Here is a 19,021-nt window from a genome sequence, read left to right as displayed (position 1 = left end):
CCGCCAGCGCGTCGCCGGCCTGTGCCGCGCGGGCATGTGCCGCGCGCACCGTGCCGCGCGCCTCCCAGCCGAAGGCGATGCCCAGCCCTTCGCCCTGGCGGCCGCGCAGGCCCAAACGTCGCGGCCAGCTGACCACGCGCGGGCCGGGACGCGCGGGCGCGACCGACAGGATCTTTTCGAACGGGCAGTGGTCGGGATGCCCGGGCAGGTACTTGTAGCCGTGGATCATCACAGTGATCGGGCCGGGGTCGTCTTCGAGGGCATCGGCCAGCGCGCCGAACAGGTCCACATCGCTGCCGAAAAGCCGCGTTTCGCCATCTTTCGCAGTAACCTGTAGTATGGGCATGGCAGCCCTCCACTAGATGGTGCGTGCTCCTTGCCTCAAGCGTGCGACGCAGGCGTGAAAGATACGTTACCTCCGCGTGACGATGCGCGGGGGTCCTGCGCAACGGGCTTGATTTCCGCCCAGGTCCGGAATAAAGGCCGATTGTGGCGATTTGTAACCGGATTGCGGGCCACCGGGGGGCAAACCCCTAAAAACCGCTAAAGAGGTCGGACGAAGGGCTCCTTTCGCTTGACCGCGATCGGGGCTTTTTGTTTGCGCGGCGGGGCCGCGCCAGGAGGGATCATGAACAAGCACGACACGACGAAGCGGGCGCGCGACAAGCGGACCGAGGCGGTGCACGGCGGGACGCGGCGCAGCCAGTACGGCGAGGTGAGCGAGGCGCTGTTCCTGACGCAGGGCTTCGTCTACGACACCGCCGAGGCGGCCGAGGCGCGGTTCCTGGGTGCGGGACCGGACGAATTCATCTACGCGCGTTACGGCAACCCGACCGTGGCGATGTTCGAGGACCGCATCGCGGCGCTCGAAGGCGCCGAGGATGCCTTCGCCACGGCGTCGGGCATGGCGGCCGTGAACGGCGCGCTGGTCTCGATGCTGCGGGCGGGCGATCACGTGGTCTCGGCGCGCGCGCTCTTCGGTTCGTGCCTCTACATCCTCGAAGAGGTGCTGACCCGCTACGGGGTCGAGGTGACCTTCGTCGACGGTGCCGACCTCGACCAGTGGCGCGACGCGATCCGGCCCGACACCAAGGCCGTGTTCTTCGAGTCGATGTCCAACCCCGTGCTGGAACTGGTCGACATCGAGGCCGTCGCGAAACTGGCCCACGCGCAGGGCGCGACTGTCGTGGTCGACAACGTGTTCTCGACCCCCACCTGGTCGCGCGCGATCGAGCAGGGCGCCGACCTCGTTGTCTATTCCGCCACCAAGCACATCGACGGGCAGGGCCGGTGCCTCGGTGGCGTGATCCTGGGCACGCGCGAGCATATCCGCGGCGTGGTCGAGCCCTACATGAAGCACACCGGCGGCTCGATCTCGCCGTTCAACGCTTGGGTCATGCTGAAGGGGCTCGAGACGCTCGACCTGCGCGTGCGCGCACAGACCGCGTGCGCCAAAGCGGTCGCCGAGGCTCTGGAAGGGCACGACGCCATCGCGCGGGTGATCCACCCGGGCCTGCCGTCGCACCCGCAGCACGACCTGGCGATGCGCCAGCTGGGCGCCGGCGGGACGATGCTGGCGCTCGACCTGAAGGGCGGCAAGCCCGCGGCCTTCGCCTTCCTCAACGCGCTGCAGATCGCGGTGATCTCGAACAATCTGGGCGATGCCAAGACCATAGTCACCCATCCCGCCACCACGACGCACCAGCGGCTGAAGCCCGAAGTGCGTGCAACCTTGGGCATCGGCGACGGCGTGGTGCGGATCTCGGCCGGATTGGAAGCGCCCGAGGACCTGATCGCCGATTTCCTGCAGGCGCTCGACGCCGTCTGAACGCCGGGGCGCGTCGGCGTGTAACGCCTTTTGTTCGCGAAAGAATGATCCGGCAGACGCGTCCCCGCGTATTGCTTTCCCGAGTGGAAATGCACGGGGACGCGCCCTACCTTTAAGGCAGGGGACGCGACAGCAGCGGGGAAGCCAATGAACATCCATACGCCCGAGATCGACCGGAAACCCAGCCGTGAGGAAGCCGCCGAGGCATTGGCGCTGCTGCGGAATTGGGCCGGCAAGGCCCATGACGACGAGATCGCCGATCTCGATCCGGCGCTGGTGGGGCTGGCCTCCGACGCAGGTCTGACGCCCTATCCGGCGCTGCGCCGCGCCTACCCCGAGGATTTCGACGCCGACACCGCCTACAAGGCCACGCTGCCCGACCTGCAGAACGGGCCGTCGAGCCTGATCAAGGGCGCGAACCGGTCGATCCAGCATGTCGGCATCTCTAACTTCCGGCTGCCGATCCGCTATCGCACGCGCGACAACGGCGACCTGACGCTCGAGACCAGCGTCACGGGCACCGTCAGCCTCGATGCCGACAAGAAGGGCATCAACATGTCGCGGATCATGCGCAGCTTCTACGCGCATGCCGACAAGACCTTCAGCTTTGGCGTGATCGAGGCGGCGCTGGACGACTACAAGGCCGATCTCGGCAGCTTCGACGCCCGCATCTCGATGGCGTTCCGGTTCCCGATGAAGCTCGAAAGTTTGCGCTCGGGCCTGTCGGGCTACCAGTACTACGACATCGCGCTCGAGCTGATCGAGACGAACGGCGTGCGGCGCAAGATCATGCATCTCGACTATGTCTATTCCTCGACCTGCCCGTGCTCGCTGGAACTGTCGGAACACGCCCGGCGCGAGCGCGGCCAGCTGGCCACGCCGCATTCGCAGCGCTCGGTCGCGCGGATCTCGGTCGAGCTGACCGGCAAGGGCTGCCTGTGGTTCGAGGACATGGTCGAGATGTGCCGCGCCGCCGTGCCGACCGAGACGCAGGTCATGGTCAAGCGCGAGGACGAGCAGGCCTTCGCCGAGCTCAACGCCGCCAACCCGATTTTCGTCGAGGATGCGGCACGGCTGTTCGCCGAGGGCTGCCAGCGCGACGGCCGCATCGGCGATTACCGCGTGGTTGCCAGCCATCAGGAAAGCCTGCACAGCCACGACGCCGTGTCGGTCCTGACCGAGGGCGAGACCTTCGCCGCGCAAAGCCTCGACCCCAAGCTGTTCTCGACCCTGTTCCACGTGGGCTGAGGCCAGATCTTCGCTTGACCGCGCGGCCGCCCCCGGCGGGCCGCGCGGGACCCCGCGTCACGGTCCCTGGCTTTCCCGCCAAGACCGCTTGACAGGACGGTGCGCGGGGACCAAGCCTGCGCCGATGTTGGATATCCGCCCCGTCGCCTACGTGATCGGCTTGCTGGTCGCCTGCCTCGGCGCCACGATGATCCTGCCGATGCTGGTGGATCTCGTCGAGGGGCGCGGCCAATGGCCCGTCTTCGCACAAAGCGCCATCGTCACGAGCCTCACCGGCGGACTGATCGCGCTCGCCTCGTCCAACGGCGTCAAGCAAAGCCTCACCATCCGGCAGACGTTCCTGCTAACCACCGGCGTGTGGCTGATGCTGCCGATCTTCGGCGCCTTGCCCTTCGTCCTCGGCGCGACGAACGCCACGTTCACCGATGCCTATTTCGAGGCGATGTCGGGCCTGACGACCACCGGATCGACCGTTTTCACCCAGCTCGAGACGTTGCCCATGGGCATCCTGCTGTGGCGCGGCATCCTGCAATGGCTGGGCGGCATCGGCATCATCGTCGTCGCCATGGTCTTCCTGCCGGAACTGCGCGTCGGCGGCATGCAGATCTTCCGCTCGGAAGCCTTCGACACGATGGGCAAGATTCTTCCGCGTGCGACGCAGATCGCCTCGTCGATCTCGACCATTTACGTCGGGCTGACGCTCGCCTGCACCGGCGGCTATCTGATGACGGGGATGCAGCCCTTCGATGCGGTCGTGCATTCGATGACAACCGTGTCGACCGGCGGTTTCGCCAATTACGATGCGTCCTTCGCCGCCTTCGCGGGGCCGGCCGAGTACGTGGCCTCGATCTTCATGATCCTCGCGGCGCTTCCCTTCGTCCGCTACGTCCAGATGATGAGCGGCAGCCACACGGCCCTTTTCCGCGACAGCCAGGTCCTGGGCTTCCTCGGCACGATCGGCGTGCTGGTCGTCGTCGTCGGCGTCACCCTGGTCGCGGTCTTTCCGCACCACCCCGAACAGGCGCTGCGCGAGGCGCTGTTCAACGTGGTCTCGATCATCAGCGGGACGGGCTACGCCAGCGCCGACTACATGCTCTGGGGAAGCTTCCTGGTCATGCTGTTCTTCTTCATCGGCCTGATCGGCGGCTGCGCCGGCTCGACCGCCTGTTCGGTCAAGATCTTCCGCTACCAGCTTCTGTTCGCCTCGATCCGGGTGCAACTGCGCCGGGTCCGCGCGCCGCACGGCGTCTTCGTGCCGCGCTACCAGGGGCGGCCGGTGACCGACGCGGTGCTGTCCTCGGTGATCTCGTTCTTCGTGTTCTTCGTGGTCTCGCTGGGCGTGCTGTCGGTGGCGCTGTCGATGACGGGCCTCGACTTCATCACGTCGGTCTCGGGCGCGGCCACGGCGCTGGCCAATGTGGGTCCCGGCCTCGGCGACCAGATCGGTCCGGCGGGCAACTTCGCCGGCCTCAACGACACCGCGAAGTGGATGCTCAGCTTCGCCATGCTTGCAGGACGGCTCGAGCTGCTGGCCGTCTACGCCATCTTCACCGTCCGCTTCTGGAGAGCCTGATGCAAAGACCGCTCGGGGCGCAGATCGCCCACATGCTGAAATCCCGCGGCGTCGACACGGTCTTCGGCATTCCCGGCGTGCACAACATCGAGTTGTATCGCGGGATGGAGCAGGCGGGACTGCGCCACGTGCTGGCCCGGCACGAGCAGGGTGCCGGCTTCATGGCCGACGGCTACGCGCGTGCCACCGGCCGGCCGGGCGTCTGCACGCTGATCACCGGGCCGGGCGTGCTGAACGCGCTGACCGCGCTGGGGCAGAGCTATTCCGACAGCGTCCCGGTGCTGGCGCTGGCGTCCTGCCTTGACGAGACCGCGGCGCGGCGGGGCCAGCTGCACCAGATGCGCGACCAGCGGGCCTCGGCCGGGACCGTCTGCGCCTGGTCCGAGGTCGCGCGCGACGCGGCCACCGCCTACGCGCTGATCGACCGCGCGCTGGGCGAGTTCAGCTCGGCCCGGCCGCGCCCGCGCGCGATCCACCTGCCGATCGCGACGCTGGGCGCGCCAGCCGATGCGCCGCCCGCAGCCCCCGCCCGCGCCGCGCGCCCCGAGGCGACGCATGCGCAGGTCACCGCGACCGTCGACGCGGTCCTCGCCGCCGAATGGCCGCTCTTCGTCTTCGGCGGCGGCGCGCTGGGCGGCGCGGACGTGGTGCCCGACCTGCTGCGCCAGACCGGGGCGGCCAGCTTCACCACCTACGCCGCGCGCGGGATCGTGCCGCCGGGCCATCCCGCCCATTTCGGCGCGTTCCTCGCCCGGCCCGACAGCGCGCGTGTCGCGGCGCAGGCCGATCTGGTGATCGCGCTGGGCACCGAGCTGTCCGAGGTCGACCTGTGGCGCGACGCGCTGGGCCATGACTGCCCGACCATCCGCGTCGACATCGACCCCGAGATGCTGACCGCCTGCGGCCCCCGCGACATGCCGATCCTCGGCGACGCCGGCGCACTGATGCGCGCCATGGCGATCGCCATCCCCGCCCGCACCGAGGATCGCGCGCCTTGCTGGGACCCCGAGGAGATCGCCCGCACCCGCGCGCGCTGGCGGGCCGAGGTCATGGCCGAACGCCCCGGCGTGGTCGAAACGGCCGAGGCGCTGCGCGACGCGATGCCGGACGATGCGATGATCTGGTCCGACATGACGCAGTTCGCCTACGGCGCGACCGAGGTCTGGGATTTGCCGCGCCCCGGCCACTGGCACCACCCCTACGGCTTCGGCACGCTGGGCTACGCGCTGCCTGCCGCGATCGGGGGCGCGGTGGCGCGGCCGGGCCTGCCGACCGTGGCGATCCTGGGCGATTACGGCCTGCAATACACGCTGCCCGAATTGGGCACCGCGGTCGAGCTGGGCCTGCCTCTGCCGATCCTGGTGTGGGACAACGCGCAGCTGGGCGAGATCCGCGACGCCATGGTCGCGGCTCAGATCGCGCCCACCGCGGTCGTCGCGCGCAATCCCGATTTCCTCGCGCTGGCGCGCGCCTACGGGGCGCATGCGACGCAGCCCGACACGCTCGACGCGCTCAAGGCGGCGCTGGTGCAGGCCTTCGCGGCCGACCGCCCGACGTTGATCCGCATGACGCCGGCCATGCTCTAGGCCCGGCCGGCGCTTCGTCAGTCTGGAGACATTAACGTCGTCCCTCGGGGACGGGGCATAATTCCGTCACCGCCGAGTCGTCTCAGCCAATCTCGTCCAGCCGCGCCTTGGCCTGGCGCAGCTTGTCGGCCTCGTCCTCGCGCGCGGCGAGGTTGGCGCGCGCCTCCTCGACCACGTCCTCGGGCGCGCTGGCGGCGAATTTGGGGTTCGACAACCGCCCCGACAGGCCGTTGATCTCCTTCTCGAGCTTGCCCAACGCCTTGTCCAGCCGCGCCTTTTCCTCGGCCACGTCGATGATGTCTGCCAGCGGCAGGCCGAACACGGCGCCCCCCACGGGGATCGTCGCGCAGCCCTTGGGGAAGGTTTCGACCTTCTCCAGCGACTCGACCCGCGCCAGCCGCTTGATCAGCGTCTCGTTGCGCTCCCACGCGGCGCGCTCGTCGTCGAGGATGTCCGAGACCAGCATCGGCACGTAGAGGCCCGCCGGCACGCGCATCTGCGCGCGGACCGAGCGGACGCCCTCGATCACGCCGATGACCCAGGCCATCTCGCGCGCGGCGTCGTCGCTGGCGAAATCCGCGGCGCGGTAGACCGGCCAGTCGGCGTGGACCAGCATGCCGTCGCGCTCGCCCAGCGTGTCCCACAGCTCTTCGGTGATGAAGGGCATGATCGGGTGCAGCAGGATCAGGCACTGGTCGATCACCCAGGCCATCGTCGCGCGGGTCTCGGAGGCTGCCTCGCTGTCCTTGTCCAGCAGCGGCTTCGAGAATTCCACGTACCAATCGCAGACCGTGCCCCAGACGAAGGAATAGAGCGCGTTCGCCGCGTCGTTGAACCGGTATTCCGCCAGCGCCGCATCGACGGTCTCGCGCACCCGCGCGGTCTCGCCGACGATCCAGCGGTTCACGGTCGCCGTCGTCGCGGGCGGGTTCGCCTGCGTGCGGTGACCTTCGAAGGCGCCGTTCATCTCGGCGAAGCGGGCGGCGTTCCACAGTTTGGTGCCGAAGTTGCGATAGCCGGCGATGCGGTCGACCGACAGTTTCAGCACGCCGCCTATCGACGCCATCGAGGCGTTGGTGAAGCGCAGCGCGTCCGCGCCGTATTCGTCCACGATCTCGAGCGGGTCGATGACGTTGCCGGTGGTCTTGGACATCTTCTTGCCCTTCTCGTCGCGGACGAGCTGGTGAAGATAGACCGTGTGGAACGGCACCTGGCTGGTGACGGCAAGCTGCATCATGATCATCCGCGCCACCCAGAAGAACAGGATGTCGAAACCGGTGATCAGCACCGATGTGGGGAAGAAGCGCTGCAGTTCGTCGGTCTGCTCGGGCCAGCCGAGCGTCCCGATCGGCCACAGGCCGGACGAAAACCAGGTGTCGAGCACGTCGGCCTCGCGCCAGACGGGGTAGACCAGCTTCATCAGGTCCTGCGTCGCCTCGTACTCGGCCCAGCTTTCGGCCAGCGCGTGGATCGCGTCGGCGCGGGTCTCGACCTCGATGACGCGGGCGTGGTTCAGCGGGTTCGGCAGGCCCGCCAGCGCGTCTGCAAACTTGTCGCGCACCGCCTCGAAGCCGGTGGCCGCGTGATGCACTTCGTCGCCGATCGTCAGGTCCGACAGCACGCGGCCCATCTCGACCATGTCGAGCGCGCCGTCGCCCTCGTCGTCCTGGAAGCCCGGTGCGGACAGGTTCAGCCCGTACCAGACCGGGATCTGGTGGCCCCACCACAACTGGCGCGAGATGGTCCACGGCTCGATGTTCTCGAGCCAGTGATAATAGGTCTTCTCGCCACTCTCGGGCATGATCGCGATGTCGCCCTTGCGCACGGCGTCGAGGGCGGGGCCCACCAACTTCTGCGCGTCGACGAACCACTGGTCGGTCAGCATCGGCTCGATCACCACCTTCGAGCGGTCGCCGTAGGGCTGCATGATCGGCTTGGACTCGACCAGCGGCACCAGCTCGACGCCCGGCGCTTCCTCGCCCTCTTCGGGCGTCTCGTGCGGGCGGGCGGCCTTGCCCAGGCGCGGGTCGTCCTGCCGCGTCATCACGGCCAGGCCTTCGTCGGTGATCTCGCGCACGACGATCTCGCGCGCCTCGAACCGGTCGAGCCCGCGCAGGTGATCGGGCACCAGGTTGATCGCGTCGGCCTCGGATTCGCTCAGGGTCATCTCGCCGCGCGCGACGGACAGCGCCATGCCGGCGGCGGTGGCGTAATCGTCGCCGTCGGCGCGCATCGCGCCGCGCGTGTCCATCAGGCGGTAGCAGGGGATGCCGTTGCGCTTGGCGACGCCGTAGTCGTTGAAGTCGTGCGCGCCGGTGATCTTCACCGCGCCCGAGCCGAAATCGGGGTCGGGGTAGGGGTCGGCGATGATCGGGATCAGGCGGCGATGCTCCTTCGGGCCCACCGGGATTTCGCACAACTTGCCGATCAGCGGCGCATAGCGCTCGTCCTTGGGGTTCACGGCCACCGCGCCGTCGCCCAGCATCGTCTCGGGGCGGGTGGTGGCGATGCTGATGTAGTCGCGCGTCTCGCGCAGCACCTCGTTCCCGTCCTCGTCCTTTTCGACGTATTCGTAGGTCTGGCCGTTCTCGAGCGGGTACATGAAGTGCCACATGTGGCCCGGCGTTTCGATGTTCTCGACCTCGAGGTCGGAAATCGCCGTCTCGAAGTGCGGGTCCCAGTTCACCAGCCGCTTGCCACGGTAGATCAGCCCCTTGTCGTACATGTCGACGAAGACCTTGATCACCGCATCGTGGAAATTGGGTGAGTTTTCGTGCCCCGTCCGCGGATCGCCGGGCGCGCCGGCCATGGTGAACGCGTTGCGGTCCCAGTCGCACGAACAGCCCAGCCGCTGCAGCTGGTTGATGATCGTGCCGCCGTACTGGCCCTTCCATTCCCAGACCTTGTCGAGGAATTCCTCGCGCGTGAGGTCGGTACGCTTCTTGCCTTCATCGGCCATCAGCTTCTTCTCGACCTGAAGCTGGGTAGCGATGCCGGCATGGTCCTGCCCGGGTTGCCACAGCGTGTCGAAGCCGCGCATCCGGTGCCAGCGCACCAGGATGTCCTGCAGCGTGTTGTTGAAGGCGTGGCCCACGTGAAGCGCGCCGGTGACGTTGGGCGGCGGGATCATAACGCAGAACGACTCGGGGCGAGATCGGTTGGCACCGGCGCGGAAGGCGCCGCTGTCCAGCCACTTCCGGGTCAGGCGCGGTTCGGCCTCGGCGGCGTCGAAAGTCTTTTCCAGTGGCATCTTGCGTCCCTCGTCACGTGTCGGACGGGGTCTAGCGAATGCATGCGCAAAGGGGAAGGCGGTGCCGCGTCGCGCGGGCGCGGGACGAAAAAAAACCGCGATGCGGCCAGCGCATCGCGGTTCAGGGAAACGGACCGCAGGGAGGAGGAGAGCGGCCCGGTCGTCAGGGTCCGCGGCGGCGCCAGGGAGGAGGAGGGGCGCCACCGCGGGAAAGCGAAGACCGCAGGGAGGAGGAGAGCGGCCTTCACAAGTCTCCGGACACTTGCGCATCCGGGGTATTCCGTGCGGCGACGCCCGGGAGGAGGTGGACGCCGCCGTGTGGTGCGCAAAGACCGCAGGGAGGAGGAGCGCGGCCTTCACGATCTCTGGGCCAGGTGGCCCGTAACTGGTGCGGTGACGCCCGGGAGGAGGTGGGCGCCACCGCTGATTGCAAAGACCGCAGGGAGGAGGACGCGGCCTTCACAAGGTCGGGACGCCGTGGCGTCCGCTGTCTGCTCGGGCGCCGGAGCGCCCCGTATCTCATAGGGCGCGATGCACCCTGGTGGTCCAAGCGCGCGAATGGCGCCTTCCGTTCCACCGGTCCGGCCGCGGGGCGATGCCCTTTGGCGAGACCCTCGAAATCCTGTCAGCGGCGGCCCCGGAGGGAGGAGGAGACCGAAGCCGCCGCTTGTCTTGCGGAACCGGCAGGGGCCGGGACCGAAAGGGTGACCGATCGAAGGGAGGATTCGACCGGTCCGCTATCCGGAAGGCAGGGAGGAGGAGGAGCCTTCCGGAAATCTCGTATCAGGCGTCTTGCGCCGCCTGCCATGCGATGCTGCGCACCTGCGACCGGTGAATGCCGAGGTCGGCCAGGTCGCGGTCGGACAGCGAGTAGAGTTCGTTCAGCGTGCGCCGGTAGACGGCACGGCGGGCCATCTTTTCGGCCAGCGTGGTGCGGAGGTCGGAAAAGCGGCTGAGCAGTCCACCTTGTGCGCGCAGAGCGCCTTGCGTCATATAAGCCATATCGCGTCTTTCGAATTCGGGCGGCACCGTGCCGCGTGTCGGGTCTCGAGGCAGCGCGGGCCGCATTGCTCGATGCGGTCATCGCCGCGTTGCCCTCAAGATGGTCCGAATGCTGCAAGTGCACAATAGACACCCCTTCAATGCTGCTATGCAGAAAACGCATAAGCAGGTTGCTTGTTTCTTTTGCAGGGCACCTTAGAAACCGCCCGTTTGACCGCGTGCCTTGCAGGGTGTCCCTGTTAGCGCCACCTAAGCGGGCAGGATGATCAGGAGATATGCGATGTCTGAACTTGCCGAGGCGGTCCGCGACGCGCTGGCGCGGCTGAGTCTGCCGGACGGCGGCGACCTCGTGTCCCGCGACATGATTCGAGCGTTGCGGGTCGACGACGGCGTCGCGCGGTTCGTCATCGAGGCCCCCAGCGCCGCGATCGCCCGCCAGATGGAGCCGCTGCGCCGCGCCGCCGAAGACGCGGCCCGGGCGGTGCCCGGTATAAAGAATGCCAACGCCGCGCTGTCCGCCCCGACCGAGACGAAGGCGCCGCCGTCGCTGAAGATCGGCGGCCACGCGAAGCCACAGGAAGGCCCGATGAAACCGCCGGGGGTCAAGACGATCCTGGCGATCGGCTCGGGCAAGGGGGGCGTGGGCAAGTCCACCGTGTCCTCGAACCTGGCCGTGGCGCTGGCGCGTGCGGGCAAGGCTGTGGGGCTGCTGGACGCCGACATCCACGGGCCCAGCCAGCCGCGCATGTTCGGCCTGACCAAGCGCCCCGCCAGCCCCGACGGCAAGACGATCATCCCGCTCAAGGCGCATGGCGTGACGCTGATGTCCATCGGCTCGATGCTGGAAGAGGGCAAGGCAGCCGTCTGGCGTGGTCCGATGCTGATGGGCGCGCTGCAGCAGATGCTGATGCAGGTCGAATGGGGCGAGCTCGACACGCTGATCGTCGACCTGCCGCCGGGCACCGGCGACGTACAGTTGTCGTTGTGCCAGAAATCGCAGGTGACCGGCGCCATCGTCGTGTCGACCCCGCAGGACGTGGCGCTACTGGACGCGCGCAAGGCGCTCGACGCCTTCGCCACGCTCAAGACCCCGGTGCTGGGCCTGATCGAGAACATGGCCGTGTTCGTCTGCCCCGATTGCGGGTCCGAGCACCACATCTTCGGTCACGGCGGCGTCACGCGCGAGGCCGAGCGGCTGGGCATCCCGCTGCTGGGCCAGTTGCCGATCGACCTCGAGACGCGGCTGGCGGGCGATGCCGGCACGCCGATCGCGCTGGGCGACGGCCCCATGGCACAGGCCTATGCCGGGCTGGCGCACCGGCTGATCGACGGTGGCATCGTCTGAATACGCTGGCGGGCGCGAGCCTTGGAACCGCCTTCGCCGGCGGCGCGTCCGCGCCGACCGGCGGCACGCGTGCGCCCGAAACGCTTTCCTTGCGGGCATGAACCCGGTATCGTCCGCGCGAAGGATGCAGCAGACATCCGTCCGAGGCAGCGCAGCGGACGCATCCGCGCATGATCAAGGCAAGGCACGAGGCAGCTTCATGATCCGTTCCACGTCGACCAGGGCCGGCCGCGCCGGCCGTCATGTCCTTCTTGTCGCCGGGCTTTTCGCGCTTTCGGCCTGCGCCGAGGGGAAGAATCCCTTCGCGCGCGGCGAGGGCGCCGCCCCGGCCGCGGCAGGCACCGCCCCGCAGGCGACCGAACGCGACATCGAGGCGCCCGAGGTCTTCCAGGCCACCGAGGCGGGGCTTTGGGACGGCCGCCCGTCGCTGGGCGGCGTCTGGGCCGCGCATCCCGACGTGGACGAGCCCGAGCGCGTGATCATCCGCAACCAGCAGAACGGCCAGGTCGTCATCGGCGCCCTGTTCCGGCGCGAGCGCGAGACGCCGGGCCCGCGGCTGCAGATCTCTTCGGACGCCGCCGCCGCGCTGGGCATGCTGGCGGGTCAGCCCACCAACCTCGACGTGGTCGCGCTGCGCCGCGAGACGGTCGAGCCCGGCACGCTGCCCGCCGCCCCGGCGGTGAGCGAGGCGGGGCTGGACGACACGCTTGGCGAGTCCGCGCTGGACATCGAGACCGCCGCGCTGGAACCGGCGCAGGCCGCCACCCCGGCCGCGCCCGCGGTGCAGGCGACGCCCGCTCCGGCACCGGCCGCGCCAGCCACCAGCGCGCTCGACCGGCCCTACATCCAGATTGGCATCTTCAGCGTCGAGCAGAACGCCGAGAACACCGCCACGGCGATGCGCCAGGCCGGCATGGTACCCAGCGTCAAGCAGGAGACCTCGAGCGGCAAGACCTTCTGGCGCGTCGTGGTCGGCCCGGCGCAGACCGCCGCCGAACGCGCGACGCTGCTCGAGCAGATCAAGGCCTCGGGCTTCACCGACGCTTACGCGGTCAGTGGCTAGCACGGCGCCTGACCCGGCGTCGCAGAACGGGTCCTGCGGGATGACACAGGCGCCGCGATCGTCGATAACGTGTGCGATGCGACTCGCACATGCCCCGGGAAACAGGACCCACGCCATGATCCGTCTCACCCGCACCCTGATCGCCGCCGCGGCGCTGACGCTCGGCCTGTCGCTGCCCGCGCAGGCCTTCGACACCACGGCCGAGGCCGCCTTCGTGCTCGACCAGACCACCGGCACGGTGCTGCTGTCGAAGAACGCCGACACGCCGCTGCCGCCCGCGTCGATGTCCAAGCTGATGACGCTCTATATCGCCTTCGAGGCGGTGCGCGACGGGCGTCTTTCCCTGGACGAAGAGCTGCGCGTCTCGGGCCACGCGGCGAGCTTCGGTGGTTCGACCATGTTCCTCGAGGAGAACGAGCGTGTCAGCGTCCAGGACCTGCTGCGCGGGGTCGTCGTGCTGTCCGGCAACGACGCCAGCGTCGTCCTCGCCGAGGAGCTGAGCCCCACCGGCACCGAGGACGGCTTTGCCGAGCTGATGACGCAGCGCGCCCAGCAGCTGGGCATGACCAACTCGACCTTCCGCAACGCCAGCGGCTGGCCCGCCGAGGGACACCGCATGTCAATGCGCGACCTGGTGCTGCTGGCGCGCCACCTGATCGAGGACTTCCCCGAGTTCTACGAGATGTTCGCCGAAGAGGAATTCCTGTTCGACGAAAACGAGCGCGCGAACCGGTTTAACCGCAACCCGCTGCTGGGCCTCGGGATCGGCGCCGACGGGCTCAAGACCGGGCACACGCAGGAAGCGGGCTACGGCCTCGTCGGGTCGGCCACGCAGGACGGGCGGCGCGTGATCTTCGCCATCACCGGCCTCGACAGCACGCAGGCGCGTGCCAACGAGTCCGAATCCATCGTGAACTGGGCCTTTCGGCAATTCGCCGAGCGCACCGTGGTGACCGAGGGCGAGGCCGTCGCCCGCGCCGACCTGTGGCTGGGCGCCGAGGACAGCGTGGGTCTGGTCGCCGACCGCGACGTGACGCTGCTGCTGCCGTCGAGCCCCGTCGCCACGCTGCAGGCCGAGGTGGTCTATACCGGTCCGATCGACGCACCGGTGCGCGCGGGCCAGCAACTGGCCGAGCTGATCATCCGCCCCGAGAGCCTGCCCGAAACGCGCGTGCCGCTTTACGCCGAACACGCGGTGTCGGGCAGCGGTCCGGTCGACCGTGTCATGACCGTCGGCCGCACGCTGCTGGCGCGCGTCGCCGGCGGCGCTAAGGACAGCCCCGCCGAGGAGGCCATGTGAGCGCGCGCCGCGGGCTTTTCGTCAGTTTCGAGGGGATCGACGGGTCGGGCAAGTCCACCCAGGCGCGCCTGCTGGCCCACGCCCTGCGCGCCGAGGGGCACGACGTCGTCCTGACGCGCGAGCCCGGCGGCAGCCCCGGCGCCGAGGAGATCCGCTCGCTGGTCCTGCAGGGCGATCCCGACCGCTGGTCCGCCGAGACCGAGCTTCTGCTGTTCAACGCGGCGCGCCGCGATCACCTGGAACGCACGATTCGCCCCGCGCTCGACGCCGGGCGTGTCGTGATCTGCGACCGCTTCGCCGACAGCACGCGGATGTATCAGGGCCTGTCGCGCGGCGACCTGCGCGGTGCTGCCGACCAGCTGCACGCGCTGATGATCGGGGTCGAGCCCGACCTCACGCTGCTGATCGACATGGAACCGGCCGCCGCGCTCAAACGAGCCAAGGCGCGTGCCGGCGCCGAGGAACGCTTCGAGGATTTCGGCGTGGGTCTGCAGGAACGCATGCGCGCGGGTTTCCTGGCGCTGGCGGCCGAGTTCGCCGACCGGTTCCGCGTGATCGACGGCAACCGGACCGAGCAAGCCGTGGCCGAGGACGTCGCCGCCGCGATCCGCGCGCCGCTGCGGGCCGCCTCATGAGCGACGACGCGCTGCCCGAGCCCGACCGGATTCCGGGCGCGCCGCATCCGCGCGAGGCCGACCGCGTCTTCGGCCACGATGCCGAGGCGGCCGAGTTCCTGGCCGGCCACGCTTCGGGCCGGCTGCACCACGGCTGGCTGCTGACCGGCCCGCGCGGGGTGGGCAAGGCGACGCTGGCCTGGGAGATGGCGCGCTTTCTGCTGGCGATGCCCCCAGCGGACGATGATGGCCTGTTCGGCGCGCCGCCGGCGCCCGACACGCTGCACGTCGCACCCGACCACCCGGTCGCGCGCCGAGTCCGTGCTCTGTCGGATCCCGGCGTTTTCCTGCTGCGCCGGGGCGGCGCGGGCACGTCCGAGCGCGACCGAGAGAAGGCGGTCCAGGAGGGACGCTTTTCCGACATGATCCGCGTCGACGAGGTGCGCAAGCTGCGCGGCTACCTCGCGCTCTCGGCCACCGACGGCGGGCGGCGCGTGGTGATCGTCGACGATGCGGACGCGCTGAACACGCAGGCGGCGAACGCCATCCTCAAGATGCTCGAGGAGCCGCCCGCCCGCACCACGATGCTGCTGATCAGCCACCAGCCCGCTGGCCTGCTGCCGACGATCCGGTCACGCTGCCGGACGCTGCGATTGTCGCCGCTGGGCGCGGACGACATGGCGCGCGCGCTGGACCAGGCGGGGGCCGAGATCGCGCCCGGCGACGCGCCCGCCTTCGCCGAACTGTCGGCGGGCTCGGTGGGCGCCGCGATGCGGCTGGCCGCGCTGGACGGGCTGACGCTCTACCGCGAGCTGGTGACCGTGCTGGCCGGCGCGCCCGCGCCCGATCGTGCGCACCTGATGGCGCTGGCCGACAGCTGCGCTGGACGCGGGCGCGAGGAACGGCTGGACCTGGTGCTGACGCTGCTGGACCTGCTGGCCGCGCGGATCGCACGCACCGGCGTCACCGGGGTCGGCCCGGCGCTGGATCTCGCGCCGGACGAGGGTGTCGTGCTGCGTCGTCTGGCGCCCGACCCGGCCGCGGCGCGCCGCTGGGCGCAGGCGGTGGCCGAGACGGGCGCTCGCGCGCGGCATGCGCGCGCCGTCAACGTGGATGCGGCGGCACTCGTGACCGACCTGCTGCTGGGCCTGTCGCGCGCCGCCTGACCGGTGCGGGGGCGCAAGACGGCACACGGCGCTCGGGCTGCGCCCATCGCCCCGCCCGCCGTCCCCTTGCGCGCGGCACAAGGTTGGGCCAAGTCTTGGCCTGCCTTTCCGGGAGATGCCGTCATGCCGTCCGCCTCGCTCCGCGCCCTCGGGGTCGTCGCCGTGCCAGCGGGGCGCCCCGGATGACGCCACCGCGCCGCGCGCTGTGGCTGATGAACCAGTATCCCAAGCTCAGCCACACCTTCATCGCGCGCGAGATCGCCGCGATGGAGCGGCTGGGCTGGCAGATCGACCGCGTGGCGATCCGCGGCACGCCGCCGGACGAGGATCATCCCACGCTGGCGGCAGAGGCCGCGCGCACCCACCGCGTTCTGGGGCAGGGGGCGCTGCACCTGCTGACCGACCTTCTGGCCGAGGCCGTGCGCGCGCCGGGCGCGGCGTGGTCGGCGGCCCGCGCCGCGTGGCGCATGGGCGCCCGGTCCGAGCGCGGACGCCTGGTGCACCTGGTCTACCTCGCCGAGGCGGCGCACGTGGCGCGGCGCTGCCGGGCCACCGGTGCCCACCACATCCACGCCCATTTCGGCACCAATCCTGCGGCAGTCGCTCTGCTGGCGGCACGACTGTCGGGCCTGACCTACAGCTTCACCGCCCACGGCCCCGAGGAGTTCGACGCGCCGCGCGCCCTGTCGCTGGACGACAAGCTGTCGGGCGCGGCTTTCGCCGTGGCGATCAGCCATTTCGGCACCAGCCAGCTGCGCCGTTGGGCTCCGGAGGCGCGCATCGCCGTGGTTCGCTGCGGGCTCGACCTCGCGGGGTTCGACGGAGCGGCCTCGGCGCCGCCCGACGCGCCCGTGCTGGTCTGCGTCGGACGCCTGTCCGAGCAGAAGGGACACCTGGTGCTGATGGAGGCCGCCGCGCGTGTCGCGGCGCGCGTGCCGGGTTTCCGCCTTGTCCTGGTGGGCGACGGCCCGCTGCGTCCGAGTATCGAGGCGCGGATCACCGCGCTGGGGTTGGGCGCGACGGTGACGCTCGCCGGCTGGGCGGACGAGGCGGCGGTGCGCGATCACGTCTGCGCCGCCCGCGCGCTGGTGCTCGCCAGCTTCGCCGAGGGCCTGCCCGTGGTGATCATGGAGGCCTTCGCGCTGCGCCGGCCGGTCGTCACGACATGGGTCGCCGGCATTCCCGAACTGGTCGACGACACCTGCGGCTGGCGCGTGGCCGCGGGCGATGTCGAGGGGCTGGCCGATGCGATGGTCTCGGCGGTCACGGCGCCGCGCGACCGGCTGCTGGCGATGGGCCGGTCCGGGCGCGCCCGGGTCGAGGCGATGCATGACGGCGAAGCCGAGGCGCGCAAGCTGGCCGACCTGATCGAGGACGCGACCCGCCGCGCGAACCCCTGACGCGCACCCGCCGGCGCGTGAAAAGACAGCCCCGCGCCGCATTTGCCCCTTTCGTTCGGCCGCGTCCCCGCGCATGGTGAAGCCGCCCGCGAGCCGACGGTGCGCTGTTAACGACGCGCCGCGACGCCGGCTCTGCCGTCAACAGGGAGGACGACATGACCACACGCAGAACCATACTGAAACGCACCGCCGGCGCCGTCGCCGCGGCGATGATCGCAGGCACCGCCTCGGCGCAGGAGGTGACGCTGAACCTGCACCAGTTCCTGCCCGCGCAGGCCAACGTGCCGACGCATATCCTCGACGTCTGGATCGAGGACGTCGAAGAGGCCAGCGACGGCCGGATCGAGATCAACCATTTCCCGTCGATGCAGCTGGGCGGCACCCCGCCCGAGCTGATGGATCAGGCCATCGACGGCGTCGCCGACATCGTCTGGACCGTGGTCGGCTACACCCCCGGCCGCTTCCCGCAGACCGAGGTGTTCGAGCTGCCCTTCATGGTCGAGGATGCGCGCGCCGGGTCCTACGCCTACTGGAAGATGTTCGAGGAGCACATGCAGGACGCCGATTTCGAGGGCGTCAAGATCCTCGGGACCTGGGTGCACGGCCCGGGCGTGTTCCACACCAACGAGCCGGTGCAGCAGCCGTCCGACCTTCAGGGCATGAAGATCCGCGGCGGCTCGCGCCTGGTCAACGACCTGCTGACCCGCGTGGGCGCGGAATCGATCGGCCTGCCGGTGCCCGCCATCCCCGAGGCGCTGTCCAAGGGCGTGATCGACGGCACCACCATCCCGTGGGAGGTCACGCCGTCCATCAAGGTGCCCGAGCTGGTTTCGAACCACACCGAGTTCGAGGGCCCCGCGCTTTACACGCTGACCTTCGTGCTGGCGATGAACGAGGACAAGTTCGAGGCGATGCCCGAGGACCTGCAACAGATCCTGATGGAGCAGTCCGGTCTGGAATTCTCGGTCTTCGCGGGCGGCACGATGGCCGATTACGACGAGCCCGCGCGCCAGATCGCCGTCGACATGGGCAACAACATCATCACCGTCTCGGACACGTCCGAGTGGGAATCGCTCGCGCGGCCGATCTACGAATCCTGGGTCGCCGACATGGACAGCCGCGGCATCGACGGCCAGGCGCTGATCGACCAGGCGCGCGCGCTGATGGACGAATACCAGGCCTCGAACTAAAAGGCCTGCGGGGCTGGCGGCGCGTTTGGGAGAGCGCGCCGCCGGCCCAGGACGCGGACAATCGAAAGCGGGGCGGACCGGGATGAACGGCCCGCCCCGTCCATGACGAGGGGGAAGACATGCTGCGGCTTCATCTGACCGTGGTGCGGCTGGCGCGGGGCTTTGCGGTGATCGGTGGCACGGTGTTGAGCGTGCTGGTGCTGATCACCTGCTTGTCGATCGCCGGGCGCGCGCTGAACGGTGCGCTGGCGACCGATCTGGCGATGTCCATCGCGCCGGGTCTGGCGCAGGGGCTGATCGATGCCGGGATCGGCGCGATCCCTGGCGATTTCGAACTGGTCGAGGCCGGCATGGCCTTCTGCATCTTCGCCTTCCTGCCGTTCTGCCAGGTGACCGCCGGCCATGCCTCGGTCGACGTGTTCACCGACGCGCTGCCGATGCGCGCCAAGCGCGGGC

At 69.7% G+C, this 19,021-nt stretch carries 13 protein-coding genes and 2 pseudogenes; 12 read left to right on the top strand and 3 right to left on the bottom strand.

The genetic code is table 11. From position 1 onward, the window contains the following. Positions 1 to 346, bottom strand: a pseudogene (locus ACFDTC_RS01905) (hypothetical protein); the annotation flags it as partial. A gap of 282 nt (positions 347 to 628) precedes the next feature. On the opposite strand from ACFDTC_RS01905, the gene metZ reads away from it, so the two are divergent. From metZ to ACFDTC_RS01885, 4 genes are all read left to right on the top strand, one after another. Next, on the top strand, positions 629 to 1,828 hold the full coding sequence (gene metZ / locus ACFDTC_RS01900) for an O-succinylhomoserine sulfhydrylase (RefSeq protein WP_375257169.1): 1,200 nt from the start codon (positions 629 to 631) through the stop codon (positions 1,826 to 1,828). Positions 1,829 to 1,975: 147 nt separating this feature from the next. Next, positions 1,976 to 3,076: a GTP cyclohydrolase FolE2 gene (gene folE2, locus ACFDTC_RS01895; protein ID WP_375257168.1), complete on the top strand. Its 1,101-nt coding sequence runs from the start codon at positions 1,976 to 1,978 to the stop codon at positions 3,074 to 3,076. A 124-nt stretch (positions 3,077 to 3,200) separates the two neighbouring features. After that, positions 3,201 to 4,649: a TrkH family potassium uptake protein gene (locus ACFDTC_RS01890; protein ID WP_375257167.1), complete on the top strand. Its 1,449-nt coding sequence runs from the start codon at positions 3,201 to 3,203 to the stop codon at positions 4,647 to 4,649. After that, a complete protein-coding gene (locus tag ACFDTC_RS01885; protein WP_375257166.1) occupies positions 4,649 to 6,235 on the top strand; it encodes a thiamine pyrophosphate-binding protein in 1,587 nt (528 codons plus the stop codon). The genes ACFDTC_RS01890 and ACFDTC_RS01885 overlap by 1 nt, the downstream gene beginning before the upstream one ends. 82 nt (positions 6,236 to 6,317) lie before the next feature. Here the strand turns inward: ACFDTC_RS01885 and ACFDTC_RS01880 are convergent, their stop codons facing one another. Together ACFDTC_RS01880 and ACFDTC_RS01875 are read right to left on the bottom strand one after the other, a co-directional pair. Then, positions 6,318 to 9,485: a valine--tRNA ligase gene (locus tag ACFDTC_RS01880; protein ID WP_375257165.1), complete on the bottom strand. Its 3,168-nt coding sequence runs from the start codon at positions 9,483 to 9,485 to the stop codon at positions 6,318 to 6,320. 783 nt (positions 9,486 to 10,268) lie between these two features. Continuing rightward, positions 10,269 to 10,553: a DUF1127 domain-containing protein gene (locus tag ACFDTC_RS01875; RefSeq protein WP_375257164.1), complete on the bottom strand. Its 285-nt coding sequence runs from the start codon at positions 10,551 to 10,553 to the stop codon at positions 10,269 to 10,271. Positions 10,554 to 10,767: 214 nt separating this feature from the next. Here ACFDTC_RS01875 and ACFDTC_RS01870 point away from each other — a divergent pair, with 214 nt between their 5' ends. The 8 genes and pseudogenes from ACFDTC_RS01870 to ACFDTC_RS01835 all read left to right on the top strand — a co-directional run. Beyond that, positions 10,768 to 11,832, top strand: a complete 1,065-nt coding sequence (locus ACFDTC_RS01870; RefSeq protein WP_375257163.1) for a P-loop NTPase — start codon at positions 10,768 to 10,770, stop codon at positions 11,830 to 11,832. A 199-nt stretch (positions 11,833 to 12,031) separates the two neighbouring features. Continuing rightward, positions 12,032 to 12,895, top strand: coding sequence for an SPOR domain-containing protein (locus ACFDTC_RS01865; protein WP_375257162.1), 864 nt, complete (start codon positions 12,032 to 12,034; stop codon positions 12,893 to 12,895). Positions 12,896 to 13,010: 115 nt separating this feature from the next. After that, positions 13,011 to 14,195, top strand: a complete 1,185-nt coding sequence (locus ACFDTC_RS01860) for a D-alanyl-D-alanine carboxypeptidase family protein (RefSeq protein ID WP_375257161.1) — start codon at positions 13,011 to 13,013, stop codon at positions 14,193 to 14,195. Next, on the top strand, positions 14,192 to 14,830 hold the full coding sequence (gene tmk / locus ACFDTC_RS01855; RefSeq protein WP_375257160.1) for a dTMP kinase: 639 nt from the start codon (positions 14,192 to 14,194) through the stop codon (positions 14,828 to 14,830). Before ACFDTC_RS01860 ends, tmk begins: the two co-directional genes overlap by 4 nt. After that, on the top strand, positions 14,827 to 15,975 hold the full coding sequence (locus ACFDTC_RS01850) for a DNA polymerase III subunit delta' (RefSeq protein WP_375257159.1): 1,149 nt from the start codon (positions 14,827 to 14,829) through the stop codon (positions 15,973 to 15,975). The genes tmk and ACFDTC_RS01850 overlap by 4 nt, the downstream gene beginning before the upstream one ends. A 182-nt stretch (positions 15,976 to 16,157) precedes the next feature. Next, on the top strand, positions 16,158 to 17,375 hold the full coding sequence (locus tag ACFDTC_RS01845) for a glycosyltransferase family 4 protein (protein WP_375257158.1): 1,218 nt from the start codon (positions 16,158 to 16,160) through the stop codon (positions 17,373 to 17,375). A gap of 155 nt (positions 17,376 to 17,530) precedes the next feature. Further along, entirely contained in the window at positions 17,531 to 18,565 is a 1,035-nt protein-coding gene (locus tag ACFDTC_RS01840; protein WP_375257157.1) for a TRAP transporter substrate-binding protein, read from the top strand. A 119-nt stretch (positions 18,566 to 18,684) separates the two neighbouring features. Beyond that, a pseudogene (locus ACFDTC_RS01835) lies at positions 18,685 to 19,021 on the top strand (TRAP transporter small permease); the annotation flags it as partial.

The sequence above is a fragment of the Citreimonas sp. genome (assembly GCF_042096055.1).
Lineage (GTDB): Bacteria > Pseudomonadota > Alphaproteobacteria > Rhodobacterales > Rhodobacteraceae > Citreimonas.
This window is presented reverse-complemented; position numbering and strand designations above follow the sequence as displayed.

Bases quoted from the DNA above. Each gene is read 5' to 3' on its own strand.
- metZ (WP_375257169.1), top strand. From the start codon at position 629: ATGAACAAGCACGACACGACGAAGCGGGCGCGCGACAAGCGGACCGAG.
- folE2 (WP_375257168.1), top strand. From the start codon at position 1,976: ATGAACATCCATACGCCCGAGATCGACCGGAAACCCAGCCGTGAGGAA.
- ACFDTC_RS01890 (WP_375257167.1), top strand. From the start codon at position 3,201: ATGTTGGATATCCGCCCCGTCGCCTACGTGATCGGCTTGCTGGTCGCC.
- ACFDTC_RS01885 (WP_375257166.1), top strand. From the start codon at position 4,649: ATGCAAAGACCGCTCGGGGCGCAGATCGCCCACATGCTGAAATCCCGC.
- ACFDTC_RS01880 (WP_375257165.1), bottom strand. From the start codon at position 9,485: ATGCCACTGGAAAAGACTTTCGACGCCGCCGAGGCCGAACCGCGCCTG.
- ACFDTC_RS01875 (WP_375257164.1), bottom strand. From the start codon at position 10,553: ATGCGGCCCGCGCTGCCTCGAGACCCGACACGCGGCACGGTGCCGCCC.
- ACFDTC_RS01870 (WP_375257163.1), top strand. From the start codon at position 10,768: ATGTCTGAACTTGCCGAGGCGGTCCGCGACGCGCTGGCGCGGCTGAGT.
- ACFDTC_RS01865 (WP_375257162.1), top strand. From the start codon at position 12,032: ATGATCCGTTCCACGTCGACCAGGGCCGGCCGCGCCGGCCGTCATGTC.
- ACFDTC_RS01860 (WP_375257161.1), top strand. From the start codon at position 13,011: ATGATCCGTCTCACCCGCACCCTGATCGCCGCCGCGGCGCTGACGCTC.
- ACFDTC_RS01850 (WP_375257159.1), top strand. From the start codon at position 14,827: ATGAGCGACGACGCGCTGCCCGAGCCCGACCGGATTCCGGGCGCGCCG.
- ACFDTC_RS01845 (WP_375257158.1), top strand. From the start codon at position 16,158: ATGACGCCACCGCGCCGCGCGCTGTGGCTGATGAACCAGTATCCCAAG.
- ACFDTC_RS01840 (WP_375257157.1), top strand. From the start codon at position 17,531: ATGACCACACGCAGAACCATACTGAAACGCACCGCCGGCGCCGTCGCC.